We start from the raw sequence: 16,578 nt of genomic DNA, 5'->3' as shown, positions 1-16,578 counted from the left end.
ATTTTTGAAATTAAGTGAACATTTAGTGTCCCAATCAAATAGTGCAAAAAGACCATTAACAATACTACAAAAAAGTACAAAAAAGAAAGTTACCGTTAGATTAAAGAACGAAGTCGAATACAAAGGTAAAATGGACAATGTTGATTCATATATGAATTTGATAATGACTGATGCGGAAGAAATCCACGATAGTAAAACCATTGCAAACTATGGTAGAGTAATCGTTAGAGGAAACAACGTATTATTTATCAAATTAGAAAATGAACTTTAGTTAAATTAAGGTGGTTTTATGACCAATACTTTTCTATTTACATCAGAATCAGTGACAGAAGGTCATCCAGACAAAGTATGCGATAATATTTCAGATGCATTTTTAGACGAATATCTAAAACAAGATCCAAATTCAAGAGTCGCAGTTGAAACAATGGTTACTACAGATTTTGTAGTAGTTTCAGGTGAAGTGACATCAAAAGCAGTTTTTGATAAAAAATCACAAGAAGAATTAGTTAGAAAAACAATCAAAGAAATTGGATATAATGATAAAGAATTGATGTTTGACGGTGATACATGTAAAGTTGATTTAAGATTACATTCACAAAGTCCAGATATTAGTCAAGGAGTTACAGCAACTGAAGAAAAAGAACAAGGTGCAGGTGATCAAGGACTAATGTTTGGTTATGCAACAAATGAAACTGAAGAATTAATGCCTATGCCAATTTTATTAGCTCATAAATTAATTCAAAAATTATCAGAAGTTAGAAGAAACAATACATTGCCATGGGTTAGACCAGATGGTAAGTCTCAAGTTTCAGTAAAATATGAAGATAACAAGCCAATTGGAATTGAAACAGTTGTAATTTCAACACAACATGCACCTGAAATATCTCAAGAAGATATAGCAACAGAAATAATCGACAAAGTAATCAAACCTGTTTTAGGAAATCTTTGGAATGATGAAATTAAAATTCACATAAACCCTACAGGAAAATTTGTTATTGGTGGACCTCATGGAGATGCAGGCTTAACTGGAAGAAAAATTATTGTTGATAGTTACGGTGGATTTGGAAGACATGGTGGCGGAGCTTTTTCAGGAAAAGATCCATCTAAAGTAGATAGATCTGCTTGTTACATGTGCAGATACATTGCAAAAAATCTTGTTGCAGCAAAATTTGCAGATAGATGTGAAGTTCAACTTGCATATGCAATAGGTGTTGCAGAACCAGTATCACTTTATGTGAATACCTTTGGCACCAATAAAATTCCAGAAAATCAAATAGAAGAATTAGTTAGAAAGAATTTTGATATGAAACCATCAGGCATTATTTCAGAACTAGATTTGAAAAGACCAATTTACAAAAAAACAGCAGCATATGGTCATTTTGGAAGAAATGAACCAGAATTTAGTTGGGAAAAAACTGACAAAGCAGAAATTCTAAAGCAATCTGCCGGACTTTAATAATTCGACAATAGATTCAAATTTTATTTGTGAAATTTTTTCTAATTGATGAAAATTTCCTTTAAAATCACCAACTAGAATATTTAGATCATCAATTCCAAAATTAGATTTTTTATTATTAATTGCATTATAATATGCATTTTCTAAATTAATTTTTTTAATTTTTATTTTTGTTCCTTTAGAAAAAAGTTTCACATATTTTTCAAATGTTAAATATTCAGGTCCAACAAGATCAATTATTTTATTTCTAAATTTTTTTTCAGTAAAAGATTGAAAGATAATTTTTACTACATCATTTATAAAAATAGGTTGAATAGAATATTTGCCAGAACCAGGTATTTCAATTGTTTTTATTTTAATCTGTTTTTTTAAGAATTTTGTAAACAAATCATCTTTTCCTACAATATACGAGGGTCTAAAAATAGTATAGTTCAAGCCTGAATTTTCAATGATTTTTTCAGCTTTGTATTTAGAAATAAAATATCCTACAGAAGTTTTACTTGAAACTCCTAGACCGCTATTATAAACAATTTTTTTAATTTTGGCTTTCTTTGCTAAATTTACAACATGCTTAGTTAATTCAACATTAATCATTTCATAATCAATGTCTATAGATTGTTTTCCGATTCCTACAAGATGAATTAACGCATCAGAATTTTTAATTTTATTGATAATGAGCTTTTCTTTGTAATCTTTAGAAATAATTTTTTGTTCATTTTCATATGTTCTAAAATCATTTCTTGAGATTGAAATTAAATTAATATTATTTTCAGACAAATATTTTCTAAGATTTTTTGCTACGAATCCACTTGCACCAGTAATAACTACTTGGATTGGTTTAACCATAATTATCTAAATTGACTTTTAATTTTAAATCTATACTGTAAATTTCAAGATTAATGAAATAAGAGTTAATACTAGAAAATGAATCTAAGAGATATGTCAAATAAAAAAATAGAACTAAGAACAGGTTACACTACTGGAAGTTCTGCTACAGCTGCAGCAAAATCTGCATTATTATCCATAATTAATCAAAAAAAAATTGATTCTATAGATATAATTTTACCAAGAGGTTCCTCAATTCAAATCCCAGTAAAATTTTGTGAATTTGAAAGTGAGAAAGCAAAATGTACGGTAATAAAAAATGGAGGTGATGATCCAGATGTTACACATGGTGCAGAGATAATTGTTGAATTATCATTAACAGAAAAAATTGATGAAATTGAAATTGGTGGTGGTGAGGGCGTAGGAATTGTTACAAAACCAGGTTTAGGTTTGGAAATTGGTAAGCCTGCAATTAATCCTGTACCAAAAAAAATGATTCGTGAAAATTTAAGAGATATTGGAAAAGAAATTCTTGAGAAAAAAGGAATTAGAGTTGTAATTTCAGTACCAAAAGGAAAAGAATTAGCACCAAAAACTGACAATCCAAGATTAGGAATTAAAGATGGAATTTCAATTTTAGGTACAAGTGGAATTGTAATTCCATTTTCTACAGCATCATATGCAGCATCAATTAGACAAAATTTGGATGTAGCAATTGCTGCAGGAAATGAAATTGTAGTATTAACAACAGGTGGAAGAAGTGAAGAATATGCAAAAAAAATTGTTGATTTACCAATTCACTGTTTTGTACAAATGGGAGATTTTTCAGGATATACAATACAGCAATGTGGTAGAAAAAACATCAAAAAAGCATATGTTGTAGGATTTATTGGAAAACTTGCAAAAATGGCTGCTGGCATAAAACAAACTCATGTGAAAGGATCAAAAGTAGATATGAATTTTTTATCAGAATTAGCAAAAAAATCAAATGCAAGTGAAGAAGTAATTCAAAATATTAAGAAAGCAAATACAGCAAGACATGTTTCAGAAATAATCAAAGAAAACAACATTACTGGATTTTTTGAACTAATTTGTAGTGAAACATATAGGCATATGAGAAAACATTCAGAAGAAAAAGTTCCAATAGAGGTAATATTATTTGATTTTGAAGGACAAATCCTTGCTAGAAAATCACAAGAGTAAGGTATTTTATTAAAGTTGGAAATTTTTGATTATGCACAAGGTATCAGTTCTTGCAATTACAAAAAACGGCATTATAATTGGAGAAAAACTAAAGGGATTATTTCCTAATTGGGATGTTTTTGCACCAGAAAAATTAACTAACAAAAATAATGAAATCACATGGTATTCGGAGGGTACAACAAATAAAATAATTGAACTTTTTAAAAACTCTAATGCATTAATTTGCCTTTTTTCATTAGGTGCAGTAATTAGATTAGTTGCACCTCATTTAAAAGATAAAAAAATAGATCCTGCAGTAATTGTAATTGATGATAAAACAAATTTTGTAATTAGCGTTTTATCAGGTCATATTGGAGGAGCCAATGAATTAACTCAGGAAATTGCTGAAAAATTAAATGCTTTACCAGTAATTACAACTGCTGCAGATGTAAACAAAACAATTGCAGTAGATTTGGTTGGTAAGGAGTTTGGTTGGAAGATTGATGATGAAACAACAGTAACAAAAATTAGTGCACATATGGTGAATGAAGAGTCCATAGGTGTTTATCAACAAGTGGGCAACAAAGAGTGGTATAAACAATTACCAAAAAATGTTAAAATTTATGACAGTTTAGATGAATTAAAAAAATCAAATTCTAAAGCACATTTAATAATTTCAGATAGAGTAATTGATAATAAATTATCTCAGGAATCTGTAATTTATCGTCCCGAAAGTTTAGTTATTGGAATTGGATTACATTGGGATACGACTAAAGAAACAATCAAAGAAGGAATAGAATATTGTTTAGATAAATTCAATTTGAGTTCTAAATCTATTGCTAAGCTAGTTTCAATAAAAAAACCTGAAGATGTTAAAGGATTAATTGAACTTGGAGAAGAAATGAAAATTCCTGTAGAATACGTAGATAGAGAAGAACTTGCCGAAATAATTACTCCAAATCCTTCAACTACAGTTAAAGCATTTGAAGGGACAGCAAGTGTTTCTGAAGCTGCTGCAATTAAAGTATCAAAAGGAGAATTAATTGTAGAAAAACAGAAATTCCCACCAAATTTAACCGTGGCAATAGCGAGAAAAATGGAATGAAACGAGGATTATTACTAATAGATAGAGGAAGCAGACAAAGAGAAGCATCTGAAGAATTAGAAGTGATTTGTGAAGGAATTAGAAATAAAGGAGAATATTCTTTTGTTGATTTTTGTTTTTTAGAAGTGGAACCACCATACATTGAAGATGGAATTGAAAAATCTCTTAAGCAAGACATCGACTCATTAACAATAGTTCCATATTTTCTATATCCAGGAAAAAAAGTAAAAAATGCAGTTTCAGATGTTATGAAATTACAAAAAGATACTAAAGTAAAATTTCTTGTTACCAAACCAATGATTATGCATAAAACTTTGATAGAAATAGTTCAAAGTAGAATAAACTCAACATTAAAAGAAAATGGAATTACTTTAGAAAATAAAGATGTAGATGTAATGATTATTGGTCATGGAAGTGTAGATCCAAATGCACAAAGATCACTTGATTATATTGTAAATGAATTAAAAGATAATTATAGAAATGTAAGTAGAGTATGGTTAGAAATAGAACAACCAGATATTTTTGAAGGAATCAAAAATTGTGAAAAAAATAATCCAAATGTTCTAGTAAATGTATTTTATTTTCTTCATGAAGGAGCACATGTTAAAACAGATATTAATAATGATTTGATTCCAGCATTAGAAAATTCTACTATTCAAAAAAGCTATATAACAAAACATATTGGAACAGATCAGAAAATGGTAGATTTAATATTAGAAAGAGCAAAGGAAGTAGAAAATGCAAACTAAGAAAGGCCAATCAATTGAAGATGCCAGCATGAAAATGATTGAAGATGAAATAGGCTCACACAATTATAATGAAAAAGAATGGCCTATTGTAAGAAGAATTATTCATTCTACTGCTGATTTTGATTTTGCTGATAAAAATAGGCTCATTTTTCAAAAAGATGCGATAGAAAGTGGGATGAATGCTCTAAAAAATGGATGTAGTATAGTAGTTGATGTAAATGGAGTAATTGGTGGACTAAATAAACAAAATCCAAAAGATTTTGGAAATGAAATTGTTTGTAATATTTCAAAACCAGAAATTATGCAACAAGCTAAAGATGAAGGAAAAACACGTTCTCAAGTTTCAATGAGAGTTGCAAAAGATGATATCGATGGCGGAATAGTCGCCATAGGAAATGCACCAACTGCTTTAATGGAAGTAATTGAAATGGTAAAAGAAGGAATAGTAAAACCTGCATTAATCATAGGAATTCCAGTTGGATTTATCTGTGCACCAGAATCAAAAGAAGAATTATCAAAATTAGAAGGAACACCGTTCATTACTAATTTAGGAAGAAAAGGAGGAAGTTCTTCAGCTTCAGCAATAATTAATGCAATTTTTAAATTAATTAGAGCAGAATCAACAAATTAGAAACGATTTAAAAAAAATTGAAAATAATATAAAAAAAATTAGTTTTGCGATAACCTAAATTGAATTATCACTAGGTTCAAATTTTGATGATGTTTTAATAAAATGAGTAGTGAATTCTGTTATACACAAACAAATAGAAATCATAGAGCTCTCCATGTTTTTGCCGGAAAGGAAGTTTCCATTTTTATCTCAACATGAAATCTACTTACGTGAATTATTCATACAGTTATTTACAAAAATTTGAGCATAATTAGAACTATCAAAATACAGATGACCATATGAAGCAAGAGTATTATTTTGTATAATTCCATCTCTATGGTTTTGAATTCCTTCTCCAATTTCTAAATCAAAAGCAAATTTTGAATCAGATGCAACTGATTTCAATTGAGAATAGTGAAATTCATGACCTTGAAATCTATGTAAAGTATTTGATAGAATATTTTTACAAGATAATTTCCCTTTAGTATAATTTAGTCTCATTTTTTTTGTCATAATTGTTTCAGCATCTATCAAACCAACCATTTTGTATTTTTTTTTATCATTTGTAATAGATTTAGTTAGATACATCAATCCACCACATTCTGCATAAATAGGAAAATCATTTTCAGACAATTTTTTAATTGATTTTTTCATTTGTTGGTTTTTTGATAAATCATTTCCTAATATTTCAGGAAATCCTCCACCAATATACAATCCATCACATTTTGGAATTTTTTTGTTTTTAATTGGACTAAAGAATGTTAATGATGCACCATTACGTCTTAATGCATTCAAATTATCATCATAATAGAAATTAAAAGAATTATCTAAAGCAACTGCAATTTTAACTTGGGATTTTTTATTAGTTTTAATTTTATTTTTGGGAATAGATATTGGATTTTTAATAATTTTTAAAATTTCATCTACATCTAATGACTCTGAAATTATTTTTGTAATCTTTTCTAATTTATTTTTTAAAATTTTATTATCATACGTAGAAATTAATCCAAGATGCCTAGATTCTAAATTTAAAATTGGATTTTTTGGAATTACTCCTATAATAGGTAGTTTTGTTTTTTCTAAAGCATCTCTACACAAAATTTCATGTTTTTTGCTTCCAATTTTATTCAAAATAATTCCAACAATTCTAGAATTTTTATGAAATTTTTGAAATCCTAAAGCTGTTGCAGCAATTGAACGAGCAGTTTTACTTGCATCTAAAATTAAAATTACAGGAGATTTAGTTATGGATGCAATATGATGAGTACTGGCATGATTAGAATTTCCTTCAAATCCATCATAATATCCCATTACACCCTCAATAATTGAAATATCTGAATTTGAATGAGTTACAAAACTTTCTAAAACTTGTTTTTTACCCATTAACCATACATCAAGATTGTACGTTTCATTTTTTGAAATAGTTGACAAATAACTGGGATCAATATAATCAGGACCGACTTTAAATGGTTGAACTGAAAAACCTCTTTTTTGTAAAGCATAAATTATTGAACATGTGATCGATGTCTTTCCAACCCCACTAGTTGCTCCTGCTAAAACAATTCTTGGTATTTTCAATGTATGTGTAGAATTTTTTTTTATTTAAATTGATACCTTGTAAAAATAACGAATGTTTTTACTGATAAAAATTTACTAATAATTATGAGTAAGAATGGATTAACAATTGTTTATACTGGAAAAGGTAAAGGGAAAACAACTGCTGCATTAGGAATTGCATTAAGAGCAACTGGATATAAAAAGAAAATAGGTATGATTCAATTTATCAAAGGTTCCTGGCATTATGGGGAAATGGAATCATCAAAACGATTAGAACCAGAATTTGAAATGGTTGCCATAGGTAAAGGATTTGTTGGAATAATAGACGATAAAAATCCAAAAGAAGATCATCAAAAAATTGCAAAAGAAGCAATTAAAATCAGTAATGAAAAGATCCAATCAGGAAAATACGATATAATAATTTTAGATGAAGTAAATTATGCAGTGAATCTTAATTTAATTTCTCTCACAGATGTTTTAGATTTAATAAAATCAAAACCACAGAATGTGGATCTAGTGTTAACAGGAAATTATGCCAAAGAAGAAGTAATTGAGGCAGCAGATCTAGTAACAGAAATGAAAGAAATTAAGCATCCATTTCAAAAGGGTATAAAAGCAAAAGAAGGAATTGACTTCTAACGAGCAACATTAATTTACAGATTGGAAATTTTTAGAAGAATTGTCGACTGAAATTCAAGAAATGCCTGAACAAGGTGAAATCATTCTAGCCACAGTGACTAAAGTGATGGATCATGGAGCATATGTCACGTTAGACGAATATGACGATATTCAAGGATTTTTACATATTTCCGAAATTGCTCCAGGTTGGATTAGATCAGTTAATCGATTTGTAAAAGATGGAGAAAAGAAAGTTTTACTGGTAAAAAAAGTAAAAGCAGGCGATATAGATTTATCATTAAAACAAGTCTCTAAAGATCAAAAAAAGCGGAAATTAAAAGAAGTCAAAAAATTTGAAAAAGGAAAAACATTGTTACAAAATGTTCAAGATAAAACAAAACTATCTGATGAAGAAATTGAAGAAATTGAAGATAAAATTTACACAAAATTTGATTCAGTTTATGATGCATTTATGGAAATTGCCAGAAATGGAATTGTTACAATTAAAGAATTAAAATTAACAAAAAAGACTACAACTGCAATAGAAGATATTTGTTCAAAAATAAAATTACCATCCGTAGAAATTAGAGGAATAATGGAAATTACAAATAATAAATCAGACGGAGTTGAAATAATTAAGAAAACATTGTTAGATGTAATTAAAAAGGATTCAACATTAGATATCACATATTTGGGTGCACCAAAATACCGAATATCAATAACATCTGAAGACTTCAAATCTGCTGAAAAATCATTAAAACCCATAATTCAAGAAATTCAAACTAATATAGAAAAGAAAAAAGGTTCATTCAAATTTACAAGAGAAGATTCTAAAAAAACAAGAGAAAATTAAAATGAGATTTCAATTAAGAAAATGCTCAAAATGTAATCACTATACGTTAAAAAATAAGTGTCCAAAATGTGGTGAAGATACAAAATCTGTACATCCAGCTAAATTTTCACCAGATGACAAATACATGAGATATAGATTAGCAGAAAGATATTCCTAAAAAATAAGATTAAGGTGCAAAAGTTCCTGTTAATTGTGCTTCTGCAATAACATGACCATTCATCAAATCTTCTAGTTCTTGTTTGGAATAACCTTCTTTCAAATCTAATGAGGTATCAAGAGCATATCCTTTGAAGATGTATGTGTGACGTCCATTAGGTGGTGCTGGTCCGCCATATCCAATTTCATCAAAATCAGTTTTTCCTTCAACAATCAAATTTTTTGAAGGATAGTCAAAATATTGTAACCAATGTACCCAGACTTTTCCAACTGCAGCCATTGCATCAGGATCATCCATAATTAATCCAATACTTTTAGTACCATCTGGAATATTTTTAAAATCCAGTTTTGGTTCTTTATTTTCAAATTTATACCCAAATTTGTTTGGAATTTCATCCCCATCATTAAAATCAGAACTAGTTATAGTAAATTCAGACATAAAATTCAATAAATTATTTTAAAAATAAAGTTTTCTAACTTTCAAGAACTATCTTATCATTATGAATTGATAAAATAGAACTATCAAGTTTTTTGATTTTATTTTTAAGACCTTTATCCATTGTGCCGATTATACTACGATTATTTTTTACATAATTAATTAATTCTTGATCTGCATAAATTCCATTTATTGAAATAATTTTAAAATTTTTTATAAAATTTAATGTAATTGTAATTTCTTTATTTTTTTCTGGAATTTGTTGTAATCTATTTAATTCATTTTTAACAACTTTTGGAACAGTAAAAGAGATCGAGCCTATTTCTGTATCTAAATTATCAATATTTTTGATTCTTCTAGTTGCTAAATGAATTAAAAAATTGGTATCACAGATTACTTCAACCAACTATACCTGCACCAATCAATCTCCATCTTTCAGCAATTCTTCTACTTATTGCGACATGTCCATCTTCAAAGATGCAAGCAGGTCGTCTAAGTTCAATTTCTACATTAGATGATTTGACTTTTGTGACTTTACCTAAAACAGGAGCAGTTCCAATGTTTAATCGAAGTAATTCACCATTTTGAATAGGATTTACTTTGATATCTTCAGTAGTTCCCACAGCTGAATCAAATAAATTTACACTTAGTTTTAGTTTTGTAGAATTTTCTGGAAGTGTTCCAGGTTTGCCGATTACCGAACCAATAAAGGAATCACTTCGAGTCATGGATGGATCTAATTTGGTACCAATTGCAACTAAGCCTCCAGGTTTAACTGATTCAACAATTCCTGCAGCAGTTCCTAATGATGTAATTTCTGTGAGAATTGGTTCATATGATTTCTTTTTTTCATTAATTAGACCAGGTTTAATTTCAATTTCGTCACCAACATTAAAAATTCCCTGAGTTAAACTTCCGCCAATTACACCTCCTTTGATATCTTTCAATTTAATTCCAGGTTTGTTAACATCAAAAGAACGTAAAACATGCATTACTGGATCAGCTTTTTCATCTCGTTCAGGTGTTTCAATTGTAGATTCAATTAAACCGATTAATGCATCAAGATTTAAACCAGATTGAGCAGAAATTGGAATGACTGGTGATTTTGCTGCATTTGTTCCCTTAACGAATTTGATGATATCATTATAATTTGCTAATACTTCATCACGAGAAAGTAAATCCACTTTATTTTGAAGAATAACTATTTGTTTGATTCCTAGAGTTTGAAGAGCTAAAAGATGTTCCTTTGTTTGTGGTCTAGGAACTTGTTCATTTGATGCAACTAACAATAATGCTCCATCCATTAAGGCAGAGCCTGAAAGCATGTTTGCCATCAAACTTTCGTGTCCAGGACTATCTACAAAACTTACAACTCTAGATAATTCACTTTCATCTCCACAATTATTACATTTTGGAGTAGTAGAGTATCCCAATGGTTCTTCACATTTTTTACATTTGTAAAAAGCAGCATCAGAATAACCAACACGTATTGTGATTCCACGTTTTAATTCTTGACTATGTACACTAGTCCATGAACCTGTTAATGCTTGAATAAGACTAGTTTTTCCGTGATCTACATGTCCAGAGGTTCCTATATTGACACATGGTTGATAACCATATTTTTTAATGTACCAATCAGGAAGCGTTTCTCGCCAATGCATGAGTCAAAATATAGAATCGGTATATGTTAAGTTATTCTTTCTTGTCTTCAGTTTTTTCAGTTGATTCTTCAGCAGGTGCTTCAACTGGTAATTCGCCATCAAATTTACAATTTATTTGATAAATTTCTTCAGAGATTGTATTTCCACGAATTAATTTTCTTACTCGATCACCATGTTCTGCATCTTGCAATCCAACACCTTTGGAAAGTAAAACACGTTTTCTTGCTGAACCATGAACATCATCTCTCATAGGAACTCCAGATTTATCACTACCACCAGTTAGTTTTAATTTTCCACTAAGACCAACAACTGTAGCATCTGTTTCATTTCCTAATTGTAATCCTAGTAATGGATTTGCATCACTATCTTTAAGTTCCTTAGATAGAGACTTTCCTTTAATATCGGATACTGTAATCTTGAAATTTGCCAAGTATACGAAAAAAAAGTTGAAGTACTAATTAACCTTTGGACATTATTTTTAAATCAATATTTCCTAAGATAGTCATGGGTGAAGAGATCATATGTCCAAGATGTGAAAACAAAATGGTGGACATGCAAGCATGTCATATGTTTTGTTCAAATTGTGGAGCCCATTTAGATTGTTCAGATAAAGGGAATTATTGGTAATCACATTCCAGGTCGATCTGGAATATAATCTGATGCCATATTCATAGCATGATCTTTCATTATCTCAAGATACGTATCATAATCTGCTTCAAAATTACAATGAGGACACTTTACACTAGTAACATCATCATCTAAGATTGCAACTCTTTCACATTCAGGACATTTTGCATCCATACAAAATATTTGTAATTAAGATATTTAATCATATTTGAAAATCATTCAGTAAGCGGAATTAGTTTAGTCTGGTATGACGTCAGCTTCCCAAGCTGAAGGTCACGGGTTCAAATCCCGTATTCCGCATTAAATTTCTCTTATTGCTTGCTCTATTATTCCTCTATCATGTGCTTTTGGAAAATATTTCAAATATGATTTAAGATCTTCCTTGGCGTCAGAATTTTTATTTAATTTTTCACGTAGATAAGCACGATTTTTGTAAATTTTTGCTGATCTTTTTGGATTAATTTCAATTGCTTTACTGTAAAACTTTTCTGCTTTTTCAAACTCATTTGTTTTTAAATAGAAATTTCCTAATCCATTAAATGTTAAATATGATCTGGTATTAATTTTGAAACTTTGTTCATAAAATGAAATACATTCAGGTACGTTTTGTTGATTTAGCATTGTTGCATACAAATGCAAGGCAGTAGAATTATTTGGATCAAGTTCTATAGATTCCTTTAATGATGATAGTGCTTCTGAATAGTTTTGTAAAATATTTTGTTTTTCAGAATCAAAACATAACCGATTAGATCTATTTTTAGAATCATTTTCTAATGTAATTTTTGATAAAATATCTGAAGGAGCGATAATTATCATCAGTCTTCCTTCTTCAGACCATTCTCTATCAAAAATTTCTTGAGGTATTGCACCCTCTTGTTGTTCTCCTTCTAGATTACCTTTTTGAATATAATGTAAAATTGTTTTTTCATCTTCATTGTAACCAGTAATTACTGAAGCATGTTGTGTAATTTCAGGAATTCCAGGAAGAATTACTATTGGAGGTATTCCTGCATCAATAATTTTTTTTAATTCATTTAAGGATGAATGAACAATTTTGCAAGATAATCCATGTCTTTCAGCAAGTTCAATTCCTTCAATAATTATACTTCCATTAAAATCAGAATATTTCTTTGCAGAATCAATAGCCTCAGCCATAGGTAATTCAATATTCCAATATCTGGATACAACATTAATCGGTAAAGGAAGACAAATATTCTCATTCTCAACTAAAGGTAAGAGTAATTGATGATCCTCTTCTTCCATATTTACAAGAAATTTTGAGAGTTATTAATATCAATCAAAGTGAGCAAAAATTTTCAATTAAATTATTTCCATCAGTACTCATTTCAGGATGAAATTGAGTTCCAAAAATCGGTTTTTCTTTGTGTTGAATAATTTCATATTTACAATTTTTTGATTTGCCAGTTACAACTAGCATATTAGGTAATTTAGAAATTTCAAAAGCATGACTCTCAAAAACATTAATTAATTTTTTTGGAGTCAAATTGTTTTGTAAAATTTCAATAATTTCATTACCCTTTTGAATAGATGAGGATTTTCTTATAGTACCTCCTAGTGTAAGGGCCAAGATTTCTGCACCGTAACATATCCCAAGTAATTTTTTGTTATGATTTATTGAAAAATTAATTATTTTTGAATTTACTTCATTAATTTTTTTATTATTTTTTCTTCTTCCAGATAGAATTATTGATTCATAATTTTTTAATGAATTCAAATTAAAAGATTCAGGAGTAAACTTTTCAAAAATAATTTTTTTTTCCTTTAAGAAATCAGTTAATTGGTTTGTATAGATAGATCCGTTATCAACAACAAGAAGCAATTAGTTACCAACCTCAATTGATACATAATGTATTTCAGGTAATCCATCTTTTACATACACAGTACCAATATTGAGAATTGTGTCTTCTTCCCACATGAATACTCTATCACTACGTGGTTTTACAAAGTCATCTATGAATTTGGCTAAGAATTCCTCTGTATCAGCACGATCATCTTCAGTAAAGAAGAATAATTCACCTTCATTGAATGATAACGGAATTTGAATTGATGTTGGTTCAGCAATTCCAATTTCATTATTTTCAAATACAGATTTTATAATATCAATCCTATCAGATTTTAGTAATTCAACATAATCATCATCAGCAGTTGTGGTTGTTGATGCCACACCAGATACTTTCTTCAAATATTGTTCAAATGCTTCTTCCTGAGTATCACCTAATCCTACAAAATATTCTCCATTAAATGCTGCACCAACTGCTGCAATTGTACCTAATTGTGCTACTACTCCACCTGCTCCTGCTGTGTAAACAGGAATAAAGTATACATCATGGTCACCTACACGATACAAAATATTATCACCAATTCTTGGATTTCTCAATAATGTTTTCAATTGAGCAAATTCAGGATCTCTATCAAGAGCTTCTCTTACTGCAGTAGGTCCAATTAATTTAGTTTCAGAGTCTAAAGGAATTTCATAAAATTGTAATTGACCTAAATTAGCAAGATCATTTTCAACAACCATGTAACCTGCAAGATTTCTTCCTTGTGAGCCTTTCAATTCCAATGAAAGTAATCCCAAAAATGATGTTTGTTCAAATCCAGGTGGTTTTGCTTCAACATAATATGTGTCAAGTCCTCTAGGAATTTCATAAAATTCATTTGCTTGGATGAATGTTTCAACATTTGTTACATGGTAAATATTATACATCTCAGTTTTCCAATTGAATAATTCAACTGGATATCTAATTTGTTCTTCTAACCAAGCTGGCATTGGTTTGAATTGTTCAGAGTATTGACTAGCAAACATTTCTGAAAAGAAATCATCACCAGTTTTCAATAATTGAATATCACCATTATACGAATCAACAAGTGCATAACCTACTAAACGTAAATACGGATTACCAACAGACCAAGGAACATCACGTGTATCAAATCCAATGATTAATGGTATAAGCCAATAAGAATTTTCACCATCAGTTACTGGTAAAGAATCCAATTCTTTTCCAAACAAATCATACAAGAAGTACGGATATAACGTTTCCATTCTATCATTTACATCCTTGTATCTCATTATATGAACAGATTCGCCTGGGAATGAAAGCAAAAAGTTTGGTTCAAAAATCCAACTTAATGGCGGTGGAACATCCAAACCTCCAATTCCAGAATAAGAAACACCTCCTAATTCTGCGCTAGTATCACCTCTTCCAGTGGGATAACCAGACCATGTTTGTTCAAATAAACCACCTTCACCATAGTAAATTTCTCTTTGTTTGAAAAAATCACCACTATCAACAATCTGACCATCAGTTGCTTCTAAAGTCAAAAATCCTTCTGGAACGTGAGTGTAAACAAGATGTTCATTATACCATCTATTATCAAGACTAACTGAAGTTGGTAGAATTGGTTTCATTGAAGCAGTCCAATATAATGTATTGTTAAATCTAAGAATATCATTATCTTCAAAGTCAACATATGGAATTAGTCCTATCTCAGGTTTTAATTTGGCAAATGCAGCTTCCCAATCCCAAACTCGAATTACATCTAATACATCGCTATTTTGTTTAACATAATTTTTAATATTATTTGAAGAAACTGACGTTAGTTGAACATCATGAATATTTTCTTGAACATTGTTTAATTCTCCCAGATATCTATTAACACCAATTTGTTGAGCAGTATATGGTCCTAAAAATTCAATTTTCTTTGCATCAGCAATACTATTGTTAACTGCAACAGTACCACCAACTATTAACCCAATTAGAAGAATTGTAGCAAATCTAATAATTACATCACGCTTAAACATGTGAGTTAACACACGTGCTCTAATTCTATCAATTACTGAAAATGCAATTAAAGCTGCGCCAATTGCAAGTGTTCCACCTATTACATATCTTGTATTATAATCAATTTGATCAGTGAAGAAAAGATTTATTCCAACCCACAAAATTGCAATTCCAAAAATTCCTTCAACAGTAGAAACATAATTTAGAAAACGTGGTTTTCCTTCTTTAGAGTCTTTCAAATAACTTGTAATAACATCAATAATTCTATGAATACCAACGTACAAAACTAAACGTAAACCAATTGCAGCAAGAATCGGAGGAATCAAAATAACTAATGCAGGAATCATTGGAACGACTTCTTCAGATGCATAGTTTGGATTTGTATCAGGAGTTACAAATGGTAAAGAGAATAATTTTGGTAAATTTTCAACACCTAGAGTATTTCCATCAATAAAGGACATTGCTGCAAATCCAAACATGATATTTGCAAAAAATGCTCCAAATAGCAAAACCTTAGTTATTTGCCAAAGAATGAATTGTGGAGAGGTTAATTTGTAATCTCTAAAACTTTGAACATCAGCTGAAACAGATTGTTGTGGACCTCTAGCAATAAATCCTATTGCAGTATTGATACCATACCAAAAAATGGAAGATCTACCTGCAATATTTACACGAATAAGAGCAATTGCTGATAAAATCAAAGTTGAAAGAATGGTATAGTATAACGGCTTTGTGAATTGTTCTCCAAATTCAGTAAAATTCATTGATAAGACTACTGCTTGATTTCCGACCATTACAAAAATTACAATTCCTATAACTGCAATTATGGCTAACCTGATGAATTTCCCAGTATCAGGTGGCGGAGTCTGCTTATCAGTAGAGGCACTATACAAAATCACATTGAGTCATGATTCACTAAATTAAAGCCTTACCAGCAAAA

At 29.6% G+C, this 16,578-nt stretch carries 19 protein-coding genes and 1 tRNA gene; 10 read left to right on the top strand and 10 right to left on the bottom strand.

The features are described from left to right. Positions 1-4: 4 nt before the first annotated feature. Together AW732_RS01420 and metK are read left to right on the top strand one after the other, a co-directional pair. Complete coding sequence (locus AW732_RS01420; RefSeq protein WP_253805525.1) at positions 5-271, top strand: U6 snRNA-associated Sm-like protein LSm6; 267 nt, start codon at positions 5-7, stop codon at positions 269-271. Positions 272-289: 18 nt separating this feature from the next. Then, the gene (gene metK / locus AW732_RS01415) at positions 290-1,456 is read left to right on the top strand and encodes a methionine adenosyltransferase (RefSeq protein WP_067957429.1); all 1,167 of its coding nucleotides are present in this window, start codon (positions 290-292) and stop codon (positions 1,454-1,456) included. On the opposite strand, the gene AW732_RS01410 is transcribed toward metK, so the two are convergent. After that, positions 1,433-2,302: an NAD-dependent epimerase/dehydratase family protein gene (locus tag AW732_RS01410; RefSeq protein ID WP_067957426.1), complete on the bottom strand. Its 870-nt coding sequence runs from the start codon at positions 2,300-2,302 to the stop codon at positions 1,433-1,435. The two genes, metK and AW732_RS01410, sit on opposite strands and share 24 nt — an antisense overlap. Positions 2,303-2,395: 93 nt before the next feature. Between AW732_RS01410 and AW732_RS01405 the strand changes: the two genes are divergently transcribed. The 4 genes from AW732_RS01405 to AW732_RS01390 are packed head-to-tail and all read left to right on the top strand — an operon-like array spanning position 2,396 to position 5,948. Then, on the top strand, positions 2,396-3,484 hold the full coding sequence (locus AW732_RS01405; protein WP_172790363.1) for a cobalt-precorrin-5B (C(1))-methyltransferase: 1,089 nt from the start codon (positions 2,396-2,398) through the stop codon (positions 3,482-3,484). 31 nt (positions 3,485-3,515) lie between these two features. Next, the gene (locus AW732_RS01400) at positions 3,516-4,568 is read left to right on the top strand and encodes a cobalamin biosynthesis protein (protein ID WP_067957420.1); all 1,053 of its coding nucleotides are present in this window, start codon (positions 3,516-3,518) and stop codon (positions 4,566-4,568) included. Continuing rightward, positions 4,565-5,317, top strand: coding sequence for a CbiX/SirB N-terminal domain-containing protein (locus AW732_RS01395; protein WP_067957416.1), 753 nt, complete (start codon positions 4,565-4,567; stop codon positions 5,315-5,317). The genes AW732_RS01400 and AW732_RS01395 overlap by 4 nt, the downstream gene beginning before the upstream one ends. Beyond that, on the top strand, positions 5,307-5,948 hold the full coding sequence (locus AW732_RS01390; RefSeq protein ID WP_067957414.1) for a precorrin-8X methylmutase: 642 nt from the start codon (positions 5,307-5,309) through the stop codon (positions 5,946-5,948). The genes AW732_RS01395 and AW732_RS01390 overlap by 11 nt, the downstream gene beginning before the upstream one ends. A gap of 201 nt (positions 5,949-6,149) precedes the next feature. Here AW732_RS01390 and AW732_RS01385 read toward each other — a convergent pair whose 3' ends face one another. Further along, complete coding sequence (locus tag AW732_RS01385; protein WP_067957412.1) at positions 6,150-7,505, bottom strand: cobyrinate a,c-diamide synthase; 1,356 nt, start codon at positions 7,503-7,505, stop codon at positions 6,150-6,152. Positions 7,506-7,550: 45 nt separating this feature from the next. On the opposite strand from AW732_RS01385, the gene cobO reads away from it, so the two are divergent. The 3 genes from cobO to AW732_RS01370 are packed head-to-tail and all read left to right on the top strand — an operon-like array spanning position 7,551 to position 9,112. Then, the gene (cobO, locus tag AW732_RS01380) at positions 7,551-8,123 is read left to right on the top strand and encodes a cob(I)yrinic acid a,c-diamide adenosyltransferase (protein ID WP_256381629.1); all 573 of its coding nucleotides are present in this window, start codon (positions 7,551-7,553) and stop codon (positions 8,121-8,123) included. Positions 8,124-8,163: 40 nt separating this feature from the next. Further along, positions 8,164-8,955, top strand: coding sequence for a S1 RNA-binding domain-containing protein (locus AW732_RS01375; RefSeq protein ID WP_067957407.1), 792 nt, complete (start codon positions 8,164-8,166; stop codon positions 8,953-8,955). 1 nt (position 8,956) lies between these two features. Continuing rightward, positions 8,957-9,112 carry an RNA-protein complex protein Nop10 gene (locus AW732_RS01370; RefSeq protein ID WP_067957404.1) on the top strand — a complete coding sequence of 52 codons (156 nt, stop codon included), beginning with the start codon at positions 8,957-8,959 and terminating at the stop codon, positions 9,110-9,112. A 9-nt stretch (positions 9,113-9,121) separates the two neighbouring features. Here the strand turns inward: AW732_RS01370 and AW732_RS01365 are convergent, their stop codons facing one another. From AW732_RS01365 to AW732_RS01345, 5 genes are all read right to left on the bottom strand, one after another. Continuing rightward, positions 9,122-9,550, bottom strand: a complete 429-nt coding sequence (locus AW732_RS01365) for a YbhB/YbcL family Raf kinase inhibitor-like protein (RefSeq protein WP_067957401.1) — start codon at positions 9,548-9,550, stop codon at positions 9,122-9,124. Positions 9,551-9,584: 34 nt separating this feature from the next. After that, positions 9,585-9,953, bottom strand: coding sequence for a twitching motility protein PilT (locus AW732_RS01360; protein ID WP_067957396.1), 369 nt, complete (start codon positions 9,951-9,953; stop codon positions 9,585-9,587). Next, entirely contained in the window at positions 9,946-11,208 is a 1,263-nt protein-coding gene (locus AW732_RS01355; protein WP_067957393.1) for a translation initiation factor IF-2 subunit gamma, read from the bottom strand. The genes AW732_RS01360 and AW732_RS01355 overlap by 8 nt, the downstream gene beginning before the upstream one ends. A 31-nt stretch (positions 11,209-11,239) precedes the next feature. Next, on the bottom strand, positions 11,240-11,638 hold the full coding sequence (locus tag AW732_RS01350; RefSeq protein ID WP_067957390.1) for a S6e family ribosomal protein: 399 nt from the start codon (positions 11,636-11,638) through the stop codon (positions 11,240-11,242). A 197-nt stretch (positions 11,639-11,835) separates the two neighbouring features. Beyond that, a complete protein-coding gene (locus AW732_RS01345) occupies positions 11,836-12,009 on the bottom strand; it encodes a zinc-domain-containing protein (RefSeq protein ID WP_067957386.1) in 174 nt (57 codons plus the stop codon). Positions 12,010-12,061: 52 nt separating this feature from the next. Between AW732_RS01345 and AW732_RS01340 the strand changes: the two genes are divergently transcribed. Beyond that, positions 12,062-12,135 (top strand) — tRNA-Gly (locus AW732_RS01340). Here AW732_RS01340 and AW732_RS01335 read toward each other — a convergent pair. From AW732_RS01335 to AW732_RS01325, 3 genes are read right to left on the bottom strand one after another with little or no spacing between them, the layout of a single operon-like run. Then, positions 12,136-13,098 (bottom strand): tetratricopeptide repeat protein, encoded by a 963-nt coding sequence (locus AW732_RS01335; protein WP_067957383.1) that lies wholly within the window; start codon positions 13,096-13,098, stop codon positions 12,136-12,138. It abuts the tRNA gene before it with no gap. A 34-nt stretch (positions 13,099-13,132) separates the two neighbouring features. Then, a complete protein-coding gene (locus AW732_RS01330; protein ID WP_067957380.1) occupies positions 13,133-13,675 on the bottom strand; it encodes a gamma-glutamyl-gamma-aminobutyrate hydrolase family protein in 543 nt (180 codons plus the stop codon). Beyond that, complete coding sequence (locus AW732_RS01325; RefSeq protein ID WP_067957524.1) at positions 13,676-16,531, bottom strand: UPF0182 family protein; 2,856 nt, start codon at positions 16,529-16,531, stop codon at positions 13,676-13,678. Between the last annotated feature and the right edge of the window lie 47 nt (positions 16,532-16,578).

It is taken from the genome of Nitrosopumilus sp. Nsub, from assembly GCF_001541925.1.
In the GTDB taxonomy this organism is placed as follows: domain Archaea; phylum Thermoproteota; class Nitrososphaeria; order Nitrososphaerales; family Nitrosopumilaceae; genus Nitrosopumilus.
Note: the sequence above shows the minus strand (reverse complement) of the source record. Positions and strands in the feature narration are given on the sequence as shown.

What these genes read in the sequence shown, in the direction of transcription:
- metK (WP_067957429.1), top strand. Translation starts at nt 290, where the DNA reads ATGACCAATACTTTTCTATTTACATCAGAATCAGTGACAGAAGGTCAT.
- AW732_RS01410 (WP_067957426.1), bottom strand. Translation starts at nt 2,302, where the DNA reads ATGGTTAAACCAATCCAAGTAGTTATTACTGGTGCAAGTGGATTCGTA.
- AW732_RS01405 (WP_172790363.1), top strand. Translation starts at nt 2,396, where the DNA reads ATGTCAAATAAAAAAATAGAACTAAGAACAGGTTACACTACTGGAAGT.
- AW732_RS01400 (WP_067957420.1), top strand. Translation starts at nt 3,516, where the DNA reads ATGCACAAGGTATCAGTTCTTGCAATTACAAAAAACGGCATTATAATT.
- AW732_RS01395 (WP_067957416.1), top strand. Translation starts at nt 4,565, where the DNA reads ATGAAACGAGGATTATTACTAATAGATAGAGGAAGCAGACAAAGAGAA.
- AW732_RS01390 (WP_067957414.1), top strand. Translation starts at nt 5,307, where the DNA reads ATGCAAACTAAGAAAGGCCAATCAATTGAAGATGCCAGCATGAAAATG.
- AW732_RS01370 (WP_067957404.1), top strand. Translation starts at nt 8,957, where the DNA reads ATGAGATTTCAATTAAGAAAATGCTCAAAATGTAATCACTATACGTTA.
- AW732_RS01365 (WP_067957401.1), bottom strand. Translation starts at nt 9,550, where the DNA reads ATGTCTGAATTTACTATAACTAGTTCTGATTTTAATGATGGGGATGAA.
- AW732_RS01355 (WP_067957393.1), bottom strand. Translation starts at nt 11,208, where the DNA reads ATGCATTGGCGAGAAACGCTTCCTGATTGGTACATTAAAAAATATGGT.
- AW732_RS01345 (WP_067957386.1), bottom strand. Translation starts at nt 12,009, where the DNA reads ATGGATGCAAAATGTCCTGAATGTGAAAGAGTTGCAATCTTAGATGAT.
- AW732_RS01335 (WP_067957383.1), bottom strand. Translation starts at nt 13,098, where the DNA reads ATGGAAGAAGAGGATCATCAATTACTCTTACCTTTAGTTGAGAATGAG.